This window comes from Flavobacterium haoranii (assembly GCF_009363055.1).
Classification (GTDB): domain Bacteria; phylum Bacteroidota; class Bacteroidia; order Flavobacteriales; family Flavobacteriaceae; genus Flavobacterium; species Flavobacterium haoranii.
In genome coordinates this window covers 2,642,276-2,654,189 of sequence record NZ_CP045292.1, presented here as the reverse complement: position 1 = coordinate 2,654,189, position 11,914 = coordinate 2,642,276, and the positions used below count along the sequence as shown (strand labels likewise).

Sequence of the window (11,914 nt, the reverse complement as noted above, 5' to 3'; positions counted from 1 at the left end):
GATTCAGAATCTTTAAATAAAACAAAAAGAAGCTGAAACTAATTCAGAATGACAATCTTTTATTTTAATAATTCTAATATTCTATGTTCTATAGGTTCGGTTTCCCAGATTTCTTCAATGTTATCAATCGCTAAAATCTCTTGCATTATTGCATTTTGCTTATCGCCCTCAGCTAAAGCTTCAGCATAAGGTTGATGCGTAAAAGTTACTCTTCTATAAAGAGGTACCCATTTATCTGGATGTTTTTCTGAAAACCATTTTTCAATTTTCTTTTGCAAATGAAACTTCATGTCTGCTGTTTTAGAACTCATTTCCATAAAATTTCGATATGACAATTCAGCAATAGCATCTGCATTTGGTTTTCTAGAATTTTGGTAAGATTCGAAAATAGTTTCCCAATCATCACCATATTTTTCAATCATTTCAACCAAAATAGTGATATCCTCAAAACCAGCATTCATTCCATGTCCATAAAAAGGCACAATTGCATGACAAGCATCACCAATTAGAGCAACTTTATCTTTATAAGTCCAAGGGAAACACTTCATGGTCACTAAATAACTTGTTGGATTTTTAAAGAAATCTTCTTCTAGTTTCGGCATAATTGCCTTTGTATCTGGAAAATGTTTATCGAAAAAGGTATTTAAATCTGAAACATTTTGAATTTCTTCGAATGAATTTTCACCTTCATGTGGCATAAATAAAGTACACGTAAAACTTCCGTCTAAATTTGCTAATGCCATTAACATAAATTCGCCTCGAGGCCAAATATGTAAAGAGTTTTTATCTAGTTTATGCGAACCATCTTCGTTTGCAGGAATGTGAAGTTCTTTATATCCAATTTTTAGGAAATCTTGAGAATAATTGAACATACTTTGACGTTGCATTCTATGACGAACTCTTGAAAAAGCACCATCAGCACCAAAAACAATATCATAATCTAAATCGAACCACTCACCTCTTTCCGTTTCACCTTGATGTAAAGTTGCTGAATCTAGTGAAACATCCCATATTTTTTGTTCAAATTTAAACTCAACACCTTCCGCTTCCGCTAAATCAATCATTTTTCTATTTAAAACACCTCTTGAAAGTGAATAAATAGCCTCGCCTTCTTTACCATAAAACTGATAATTTAAAGCCTCATTTGCAATGTGAATTGCTCTTTTATCTACAGGAATACCAATTTTTTGAATTTCTTGTTGAAGGTTTAATCGTTCTAAAGCTTTCCAACCTCTTTGCGACATTACTAAATTTATGGAACGACCTGAAAACTGAACATTTCTAATATCTGGACTTCTATCAAAAACGTGCACGATATGACCTGCTCTTTTTAGATAAATTGCCAATAGTGAACCTACCAAACCAGCACCTACTACTGCAATTTTTTTGGGAGTTTGCATATTAATTTAATTTACACAAAAATACTGAATATTTACTGGTTTAAGTACAACAAAAAGAAGTTATTCTGTTTCAAAAAAGGGTTAAAATAAAAAAAAGGGTTAATTTTTAACCCTTTTGTTCTACATCAACTTTGATATGTCCCCAATTTTCACCCGATTTTATTCGGTATAATTGCATTTCAGAAATACCAAATTGCTTTGCAAGTATTTTATATCTAGTTTTTCTGTTAGGATCAAAAATTTTAGCTTTCAATCGTTTAACATCATTAACCGTTAGTTTGTGTCCATCTCTTTGTCTATTAAATTCTATTAATTTTTTCTTAGCTTCAATAACAAAAGGACTCTTTTTTGCATGGTCTAACATTTCTTTCCTTGTTGCCCATTGCAAATTTGATACAACATTATTCATTCTATCATAATCAAGATGAATAACATTGGTGTGTTTTTTAGGATCTCGCTCTAAAAAAACTAATCCCACAATGTAGTGAAAAGAGAAATGATTCGTTTTTCTCTCTCCATTTACAATTCTTGTAAAACCGATGTAACGATATCCATCAATAATGCTACCTTTGAGTTGCTTTTCTACAACTACTCCATCTTTAATGACGCGTGTTTTCAAATTACCATGATTTGAAACAAAATACTTCTTTTTGTCTTAAATTCGGGTACAAACTCGCGCCACTCTTCTATTAAAAAGTGACCCATTTTGTTTAAAAGTTGGTTAATATTCAGCTAGTTGAATGTAAAGGTACACTTTTTTTTGAAACTAAAAAATTATAGGTTCCCCAACATTCAAATTTTGTGATTTTGCTAACACCCCACACATATGAAACAACATTCTTGCGCCAACATTCCCATCCCAATCATTATCTCCAGGAGCAACTTCCACAAGATCAAATCCAATAATTTTTTTGTTTGATTTAGCTAGTTTACTAAACAAATAGGTAGCTTGTTCAAAAGAAAAACCACCTGGAACTGGAGTTCCTGTATTTGGACAATACCAAGGATACATTCCGTCTATATCAAAAGAAATGCATACTTTTTCTGGAAGTTGTTCAATTAACTCGTCACATTTTTGTTTCCAAGTTTTCCCTTCAAATTCTTCTTTCTTCATATCCATGTCAGTATGAACTACAACTCTTCCATTTTCATTTTTTACTACCCCAACTTCTTGTTCGCAAAAATCGCGTATTCCAATTTGAACAATTTTAGTAATATTTGGAATTTGTAAAGCGTTATACATAACTGAAGCATGAGAATAAGCAAAGCCTTCATAAGCAATTCTTAAATCCATATGTGCATCTAAATGCAACAATCCAAAATCACTGTGTTTTTCAGCTAAAGCTTGGTAATAGCCTAATGGAGTGCTATGGTCGCCACCTAATAAAGCTACTAACTTTCCTTTATCTAACCATTTTAAAGTTTGTTGTTTGATTGTTTCAACCATATCGGCACATGCATAATTGATAGTATCTAAATCTTGTTGTAATCCTGGATGATTTTCTATTAATTTACCTTTTTCTAATGCCTCAATAATAGGTTGTGCTAACTTTTTAAATTTTTTGGAATTCTTTTTCATTTTTTTTGGTGCTTCGTCCATAAAAATTCCAAGTTTCCAAAGCTCTGGGAATTCTTGATGCAAGAGATCTACTTGATATGAGGCTTCTAAAACCGCATCTGGTCCAAGAGAAGCACCAGCCCCATAACTTACTGTTACTTCCCATGGCACTGGTACTATTACAATTTCACTTTCTTCTGCAGTAAATGGTAATCCAAAAACTGATGCATCTTCTAATCCTGGTTGACTAGGATCGAAATTATTTATTTTATCTTGTTTTGTTGTCATAATCTTGTTCTTTAATTACTGGTTTTTCTGGAAACTCCACTTTTATGTGCCCCCAATTTTCACCTGTTTTAATTCTTTGTAATGCCATCATTGAAACCCCAAATTGTTTTGCTAAAATTTTGTAGCGTGTTTTTCTATTTGGATCTAATAATTTCTTTTTTAAACGTATAACTTCAGTAACTGTAAGTTTATGTCCGTTACTTTGTCTATTAAATTCTTGTACTTTTTTAAGACTTTCTTTAGCAACTGGGCTTTTATGAACATGCGCAAACATTTCTTCTCGTGTAACCCATTTTAAATTATCGACTCGATTATTTTTACGATCAAAATCTAAATGAATAACATGCGTTAAGGCTTCATTATTTGCTTTAGGAATAAATAATTTAGCCACTAAATGATGAATTAAGACATGCTTCTGTTTAGCTTTTCCCTCCTTTTGAATAACTGAGAATGAAATTCTAGGGAATCCATCTGTTAATCCACCTTTTAATATTGTACAATTCTCTTCGTCGTCTCTGAAACAACTTTTTATTCTACCTAAATTGGATACAAAATATTTTTTTGCCGTTACATACTCTGCATCTAAATCTCTCCATTCCTCTGCAATAAAATGTCCCATATTCGTTAAATTAGTTATTTAAAATTCCTGTTTTTAGTATTTGACCAAACTCATACATATCTTCGAAAGAACAATATAAAGGTACTGGTGCTAATCGAATTACATTTGGTTCTCTCCAATCTGTAATGACACCATTTTTCATCAAATAATTAAAAAGCTCTTTTCCTTGTCCATGCAAATAAACCGATAATTGCGCACCTCTTTCTTCTTGATTTTCTGGTGTTATAATTTCAAATTGTGTGTTTGGTGTTTCTTTATCAATTTCGTGTAAAACGAACTCAAGATAAGCCGTTAATAAATTACGCTTTGCAATTAAACTTGGCATTCCAACTTCAGAAAACAATTCGATTGAAGCTAAATAAGGTGCCATTGAAAGAATAGGTAAATTACTAATTTGCCATCCGTTTGCTCCATGAACTGGATCAAATTGAGGTTCCATTAAAAAACGTCTTTCTTTATTGTGACCATACCAACCCGCAAAACGACTTAAATCTTTGTCGTTATGATGTTTTTCGTGTACAAAATAACCCGAAACGTTTCCAGGTCCTGAATTCATGTATTTATAGCTACACCAAGCTGCAAAATCTACTCCCCATTCATTAAGTTTCAACTCAACATTTCCAGCAGCATGTGCTAAATCCCAACCAACATAAGCACCAACTTTATGACCTGCTTCCGTTATTGTTTTCATGTCGAAAACTTGTCCGGTATAATAATTAACACCTCCTATTAAAACCAAAGCTAACTCATCTCCAACCTCATCAATTTTGGACAAAATATCTTCAATTCTAATATTAGCTTCTCCTTCTCTTCTATTAATTTCAACAATAGCATCATTTACATCGAAACCAACAGTTTTGGCATGAAAACCAACTTGACTTTGTATTAGATATTGATCAGAAGGAAATGCTTTTTCTTCACAAATAATTTTATATTTCTTTTGTGTAGGTTGGTAAAACGAAACCATTAACAGATGTAGGTTTACTGTTAACGTATTCATTACACCAACTTCTGTAGGCTTAGCTCCCACTATTTCGCTTAATGGTTGACAGAAACGTTCATGATAATCCCACCAAGGTTTTTCTGCATAAAAATGTCCTTCTACAGCTAAGTTGGCCCAATCATCCATTACTTCGTCTACATACTTACGAGCTCTTTTCGGTTGTAAGCCTAATGAATTACCAACAAAATAAATTACTTCTTTACCATTAACCTTAGGAAATATAAATTCGTCTCTATATTTTGCTAAGTTATCTTGTCTATCAAGTTTTTGAGCGAACTCTCTTTCGTTTTTAAAGTTCATAAACCTTAAATAATTATTTTTATTTTATAAATTTAACCAAAGAAATACAATATAATTAAAAAAGCTGTCAAAAAAGACAGCTTTTTTTATAAATTTAAAAATAAAATTCGTTATAATATTAACATTGCATCTCCGTAAGAGTAAAATTTATATCCTTCTTTTACAGCTTCGTCATAAGCTTTCTTCATTAAATCGTGTCCACAGAAAGCAGAAATCATCATTAATAAAGTCGATTTTGGAGTATGGAAATTAGTAACCATAGCATCTGCAATACTAAAATCGTAAGGTGGATAAATAAATTTATTGGTCCATCCTACATAAGGATTTAAGGTTTTCATAGAAGAAACTGAACTTTCCATAGCGCGCATAGAAGTTGTTCCAATACAACATACTTTACTTTTTTTAGCTTTTGCTTGGTTCACAATATCACAAGCTTCTTGAGTAATTACCATTTCTTCCGAATCCATTTTATGTTTCGATAAATCTTCTACTTCAACTGGATTGAAAGTTCCTAAACCTACGTGTAAAGTTACTTCTGCAAAGTTGATTCCTTTAATTTCCAAACGTTTCATTAAGTGTTTAGAAAAGTGTAAACCAGCAGTTGGAGCTGCCACTGCACCTTCTTCTTTTGCATAAATAGTTTGGTAACGATCTGCATCTTCAGGAGTTACTTCACGGTTAATATATTTAGGAATTGGAGTTTCTCCTAGATCTACTAATTTTTGACGAAATTCTTCATAAGAACCATCATACAAGAAACGTAAAGTTCTACCTCTTGATGTAGTATTATCAATAACTTCAGCTACTAATGAATCGTCATCACCGAAGTATAATTTATTTCCAATTCTAATTTTACGAGCAGGATCTACTAAAACATCCCATAAACGTTGTTCTGCATTTAATTCTCTTAACAAGAAAACTTCAATACGAGCACCTGTTTTTTCTTTATTACCATATAAACGAGCCGGGAAAACTTTAGTATTATTCAATACCATTACATCTCCATCGTCAAAATAATCGATGATATCTTTGAACATTTTGTGCTCAATTTGTCCTGTTTTACGGTGTACTACCATTAAACGAGATTCATCTCTATTTTCTGCAGGAAACTCAGCTAATAACTCAGCTGGTAAGTTAAAATTAAAATGTGACAACTTCATTTTTAAGTATTAAGATTAAAGTTTTGAGTATTAAGATAATTCTTTAACTCAAAACGAATGCAAATATACAATCTGCAAATAGGGGTTGTCAAGTAAATTGAGATTTATTTTAAGAAAAATAAAATTAATCCATTTGAAAACCTACCGATTTTAAGTCATTCCAAAAATCAGGATACGATTTCGAAACTACTTCAGCTTCTTCAATACTAATTGGAACACGAAGAGCAAGCGGAGCAAAAGCCATTGCCATTCTATGATCTTGATATGTCTTTATTGAAACATTTTCACTTATAAAAGTCGAAGGTTTTAAATGCAACGATTCGTCAGTTACTGAAATAGCAGCTCCTAATTTAGACAACTCAGCTTTTAAAGCTTCCAAACGATCGGTTTCTTTGATTTTTAACGTATGTAAACCATATAAATCACAACCTATCCCTAAACCAAAGCAAGTTACTGCAATAGTTTGAGCAATGTCGGGACAATCTTTTAGGTTATAGGTAAAAGGTAAAAGGTTATGGGCTTTTACTTTTGAAATTGTGATTGTATTGTTTTCGTTGAAAATGGTTTCTACTCCAAAATCTTGATAAATTCCTGCTAAAGCGGCATCGCCTTGTAAGCTGTTTTTCTTGTAGCTCGATAAGGTTATTTGCGTTCCAATTTCGGATAAAGCCACAATAGAATACCAATAGGAAACTGAACTCCAGTCGGATTCGACGGTTAATTTAGATGCTGAAACTAGTTCAGCATGACAAACTGTAATTTTTTTATTTTCAAAAGTAGTTGCTACACCAATTTCATTTAGCAAAGTTAACGTCATTTTGATATAAGGAACCGAAGTAATTTCGCCTTCTAATGTTAATTCCAATCCGTTTTCTAACTTTGGAGCAATCAACAACAAAGCCGAAATGTATTGGCTACTTACATTCGCAGGTAATGAAACTTTGTTTTGTGTTAGTTTTTTTCCTTTGATTTTTATAGGCGGAAAACCTTCATTTTCCACATACGAAATTTCCGCTCCCAATTGTTGCAACGCTTCGACTAAAATTTTAATCGGACGTTCTTTCATTCGAGAAGAACCCGTCAGCACCACTTCTTTCTCTTCCTGAATTGCAAAAAATGCCGTAAGAAATCGCATTGCGGTTCCCGCGTGATGTACGTCTATTTCAGTTGACAGTTGACAGTTGACAGTTGACAGTTTTTTGATTGCTTCTATCATTACTTTACTATCATCTGAATTGGAAATATTATCTATAGTCAAATTAGGAAACAACGCCTGTAGAAGCAATAATCTATTGGTTTCAGATTTACTACCCGTTATTGTAACTTTTAATTCTTGATTTTTGACTTCCGATTTTTGTAAGTGTAAATTCATTATTCAGAAACGTATTTTAATCCAACGATAGAGGCAATTAATGTCATTAGGAAGAATATTCGCCAGAACGTTGCCGGTTCTTTGAAAACAAAAATCCCGACTAAAACGCTTCCTACAGCTCCAATTCCTGTCCAAACGGCATAAGCTGTCCCAATTGGAATATCTTTGGTCACTTTTACTAATAATACCATGCTGATGGTTAGACAAACTAAGAAGCCCAAATACCAAAGCCACATGGTTTGCCCAGAAGTTTCTTTGGCTTTACCTAAACAACTAGCAAAACCGACTTCAAATAATCCGGCTATGATTAGTAAAATCCAGTTCATATTTTATGGGTAAAGGGTGATGGGTAATAGGTTAAAGGTAAAGAAATTTCAACATCAACAAGTTAACTTATACCTATAAACCTTTGCCATTAACCCTATTTAAGTTTATTATTATTATGATGACGATCGTGATCACGTTTTGTCTTCAAATCCATTTTCTTGTCGAAAGCTGCTTGTAAGTCAACTCCCGTTTGATTGGCTAAACATAACACCACAAAAACAACATCGGCTAATTCTTCACCTAAATCTTTGTTTTTATCACTTTCTTTTTCCGATTGTTCACCATAACGACGCGCGATAATTCGGGCTACTTCACCAACTTCTTCCGTTAGTTGTGCCATATTAGTCAATTCGTTAAAGTAACGAACGCCGTGTTCTTTAATCCAATTATCGACGTCTAATTGTGCGTTTTTGATGTTCATTTATTCTTTATTTTTTGAATCTATAATTATAGTAACCGGACCATCATTTACTAGAGCCACTTTCATATCGGCTCCAAAACGACCGGTTTGTACTTTTTTACCTAACTCCTGTTCAATTTGGGCTACGAACTTTTCATACATTGGAATAGCAAAATCTGGCTTTGCTGCTTTAATATAGCTTGGTCTATTTCCTTTTTTTGTAGAAGCGTGCAATGTAAATTGACTTACAATGATAATATCTCCATTAGCGTCGATAATAGATTTATTCATTACATCATTTTCGTCTGGAAAAATTCTCATATTTACAATTTTTGAAGCTAGCCAATTACTATCCTCTTCTTTATCTGCATCTTCAATACCAACCAAAACTAAAAGTCCTTTTTCTATTAAAGCCACTTTTTCTCCTTCAATAGTTACAGATGCTTCTAAGGTTCTTTGAATAACAATTTTCATAATTTGAATAATTTCTAAAAAGTATTTTTTTAGTTTTCTTTTTCGAAATTGTTTTGTCTATAAATCTCATCGTCACCAGCTAAAATTTGCAAATAACTTTGATAACGAGACCAAGCAATTTCATCATTATCTAATGCTTCTTTAACGGCACAATGTGGTTCTTCTTTGTGAAGACAATTATTGAATTTACAGTGCTCTTTTAAAGCAAAAAATTCGGGAAAATAGTCACCAATTTCTTCAGGCTCCATATCTACCATTCCAAAACCGCGGATTCCAGGTGTATCAATAATTTTAGCTCCAAAACTCAAGTCATACATTTCAGCAAAAGTTGTGGTATGCTGACCTTGTTGGTGTTGTTCTGAAATTTCAGCTGTTTTTAAGTTTAAATTTGGTTCCAAAGCATTTACTAAAGTAGATTTCCCTACACCAGAATGTCCAGAAAACATTGAAACTCTGTCTTTCATAAGCGCTTTCAACGAATCTATCCCTTTTTCTTCTTTTGCAGAAACTCTTAAGCATTGGTATCCAATTTCAGAATAAATAACTTGCAGATATAATTGTTCATCTATTGAAACTTCATCGAGAGTATCAATTTTATTAAATACTAAAACCGCTTCAATACCGTAAGCTTCAGCAGTAACTAAAAAACGATCTATAAAACTTGTTGTAGTTACAGGATTATTGATAGTGACCAATAAAAAAACCACATCAATATTTGAAGCAATAATATGTGTTTGCTTTGATAAGTTTACAGATTTTCGGATGATGTAATTCTTTCGTTCGTGAATATTATGAATTACTCCGTAAACCTCATCTGAAGATTTGTCTAACTCAAAATCTACCACATCGCCAACAGCAATTGGGTTTGTACTTTTAATACCTTTAATTCTAAACTTACCTTTAATTCTACAATTAAAAAGTTCATCATTATCGGCTTTAACTACATACCAACTTCCGGTAGATTTATAAACAATTCCTGTCATGTAAAAGTTAGAAATTAGAAGTTAGAAATTAGAATTTTTTCTAAAATCTAACTTAACTTATTTCTGCAAATATACTACCTATTTATTTTTTATATACTTTTTCTTGGTGATTAATACTTTCTTGGTGAATAGCTTTAAACATTTGCAATACAAATTCTTCACTTAAACCTTTACTTTCTCCATCAAGAATCATTTTTCCTAGGATTTCATTCCAACGCTTGTTTTGTAAAATTGCTACGTTTTTTTCCTTTTTTAATAAACCTATTTGATCCGCAATTTTCATTCTTCCGCCTAAAATCTCTAATATTTTTTCATCATATTCATCGATTTGAGTTCTCAGTTTAGCTAACCTTGAGTTGTAATCATCTGCTTCATCTGTTTCTTTACGAACTTTTAAATCTTTGAAAATTTGCTTTAAAGTGGTTGGGGTTACTTGTTGTGCGGCATCACTCCAAGCATTATCTGGATCTATGTGTGTTTCAATAATTAATCCATCAAAATTTAAATCTAATGCTTGTTGCGAAACATCTTGAATCATATCTCTTTTCCCAGTAATATGAGATGGATCACAAATCAACGGTAAATCAGGAAAACGATTTTGTAGCTCAATAGCAATTTGCCACTCAGGATTGTTTCTGTATTTAGTTTTTTCATAAGTCGAAAAACCGCGGTGAATAACTCCAAGTTTCTTAATATCTGCATTATACAAACGCTCTAATCCTCCTAACCATAAAGATAAATCAGGATTTACAGGATTTTTTAACAAAACAATTTTATCGGTTCCTCTTAATGCATCAGCAACTTCTTGAACAGCGAAAGGATTTACTGTGGTTCTTGCTCCAATCCACAATACATCAACATCGTGTTCTAGAGCCAATTGAACGTGAGCTGCTGTTGCCACTTCAGTCGCCATTAAAAGTCCTGTTTCTGCTTTTGCCTTTTGTAACCATTTTAATCCAATAGCTCCAACTCCCTCAAATCCACCAGGACGTGTTCTTGGTTTCCATATTCCCGCTCTAAAGATTGAAACATCAGAATCTTTTAATTCGTGAGCAATTTTTAATACTTGATCTTCAGTCTCGGCACTACATGGTCCAGCAATTACTAAAGGATGATTTAAATTGAATTCATCTAACCAAGTTCTTAATTGTTTATTATTTTCCATAGCTTATTTATTTCTTTTTATTTATTCCGTTTAATATTTCTTTTATTCTATTTGTATTTAGCATTTCATCATGAACTGCCTGGTAATCATCTTGTTGAATAAAATTTTTAAAATTATTCAAATTTACAATGTATTCTTCTAATGATTCCAAAACAAATGCTTTATTCTGTTTAAAAATTGGCGTCCACATTTGAGGTGAACTCTTTGCTAAACGAACCGTACTTTCAAATCCACTTCCTGCTAAATCGAAAATATCGCGTTCATTTTGTTCTTTTTCAATAACTGTTTTTCCTAGCATAAATGAACTAATGTGTGATAAGTGCGAAACGTAGGCAATGTGCTTATCATGTGCTACTGGATCCATGTACCGAATTCGCATTCCAATTTTTTTAAACACTTCTAAAGCCCATTCTTGTAATTTAAAAGCTGTTTTTTCTACTTCAGAAATTATATTAACCTTTCCTTCAAACAAACCTTCTAAAGCGGCTTCGGCGCCAGAGAACTCAGTTCCTGCAATTGGATGTGTTGCTAAAAAATTTCTTCTTTTAGGATGATTTCTAACCTGCTTACAAATTTGAAATTTGGTTGAACCTACATCAAACACAATAGCATCGTCTTTAACTAAATTTAGAACATCTTCAATAATTACTGAACTTACATCTACAGGAACTGATAAAATAACGCAATCGGCTTGTGCAACATCATTTAAATGAGCCTTTTCGTCAACAACTCCTAATTCGATTGCTTTATTTAAATTTTCTTCATTTAAATCGATTCCAAAAATGGTAACATCTTCCAAATGTTTTTTGAAATCTTTTGCCAAAGAACCACCAATTAAACCTACACCAATAACAAAAACTTTCAT

13 protein-coding genes are annotated in these 11,914 nt (G+C 32.4%); all 13 read right to left on the bottom strand.

Annotation, left to right across the window (positions count from 1 at the left end; translation table 11 throughout):
• Positions 1-59: 59 nt before the first annotated feature.
• A complete protein-coding gene (locus tag GCU34_RS12460) occupies positions 60-1,400 on the bottom strand; it encodes an FAD-dependent oxidoreductase (RefSeq protein ID WP_072781555.1) in 1,341 nt (446 codons plus the stop codon).
• Positions 1,401-1,506: 106 nt separating this feature from the next.
• Positions 1,507-2,019, bottom strand: a complete 513-nt coding sequence (locus GCU34_RS12455; RefSeq protein WP_152378477.1) for an HNH endonuclease — start codon at positions 2,017-2,019, stop codon at positions 1,507-1,509.
• Positions 2,020-2,166: 147 nt separating this feature from the next.
• Complete coding sequence (locus GCU34_RS12450) at positions 2,167-3,246, bottom strand: agmatinase family protein (RefSeq protein ID WP_072781559.1); 1,080 nt, start codon at positions 3,244-3,246, stop codon at positions 2,167-2,169.
• On the bottom strand, positions 3,227-3,865 hold the full coding sequence (locus GCU34_RS12445; protein WP_072781561.1) for an HNH endonuclease: 639 nt from the start codon (positions 3,863-3,865) through the stop codon (positions 3,227-3,229). Before GCU34_RS12445 ends, GCU34_RS12450 begins: the two co-directional genes overlap by 20 nt.
• A gap of 10 nt (positions 3,866-3,875) precedes the next feature.
• Positions 3,876-5,168, bottom strand: coding sequence for a kynureninase (gene kynU, locus GCU34_RS12440; protein ID WP_072781563.1), 1,293 nt, complete (start codon positions 5,166-5,168; stop codon positions 3,876-3,878).
• A 110-nt stretch (positions 5,169-5,278) separates the two neighbouring features.
• A complete protein-coding gene (gene queA / locus GCU34_RS12435) occupies positions 5,279-6,328 on the bottom strand; it encodes a tRNA preQ1(34) S-adenosylmethionine ribosyltransferase-isomerase QueA (protein WP_072781566.1) in 1,050 nt (349 codons plus the stop codon).
• A 124-nt stretch (positions 6,329-6,452) separates the two neighbouring features.
• Positions 6,453-7,700 (bottom strand): 3-phosphoshikimate 1-carboxyvinyltransferase, encoded by a 1,248-nt coding sequence (aroA, locus tag GCU34_RS12430; RefSeq protein ID WP_072781569.1) that lies wholly within the window; start codon positions 7,698-7,700, stop codon positions 6,453-6,455.
• A complete protein-coding gene (locus tag GCU34_RS12425) occupies positions 7,700-8,026 on the bottom strand; it encodes a DMT family transporter (RefSeq protein ID WP_072781572.1) in 327 nt (108 codons plus the stop codon). The genes aroA and GCU34_RS12425 overlap by 1 nt, the downstream gene beginning before the upstream one ends.
• 95 nt (positions 8,027-8,121) lie before the next feature.
• Positions 8,122-8,448 (bottom strand): nucleotide pyrophosphohydrolase, encoded by a 327-nt coding sequence (locus GCU34_RS12420; RefSeq protein WP_143146167.1) that lies wholly within the window; start codon positions 8,446-8,448, stop codon positions 8,122-8,124.
• A complete protein-coding gene (gene dtd, locus GCU34_RS12415; protein WP_143146168.1) occupies positions 8,449-8,901 on the bottom strand; it encodes a D-aminoacyl-tRNA deacylase in 453 nt (150 codons plus the stop codon).
• Positions 8,902-8,930: 29 nt separating this feature from the next.
• Positions 8,931-9,884, bottom strand: coding sequence for a ribosome small subunit-dependent GTPase A (rsgA, locus tag GCU34_RS12410; protein ID WP_072781574.1), 954 nt, complete (start codon positions 9,882-9,884; stop codon positions 8,931-8,933).
• Positions 9,885-9,966: 82 nt separating this feature from the next.
• Positions 9,967-11,049 (bottom strand): bifunctional 3-deoxy-7-phosphoheptulonate synthase/chorismate mutase type II, encoded by a 1,083-nt coding sequence (locus GCU34_RS12405; RefSeq protein WP_072781577.1) that lies wholly within the window; start codon positions 11,047-11,049, stop codon positions 9,967-9,969.
• Positions 11,050-11,056: 7 nt separating this feature from the next.
• A complete protein-coding gene (locus GCU34_RS12400) occupies positions 11,057-11,914 on the bottom strand; it encodes a prephenate dehydrogenase (RefSeq protein WP_072781579.1) in 858 nt (285 codons plus the stop codon).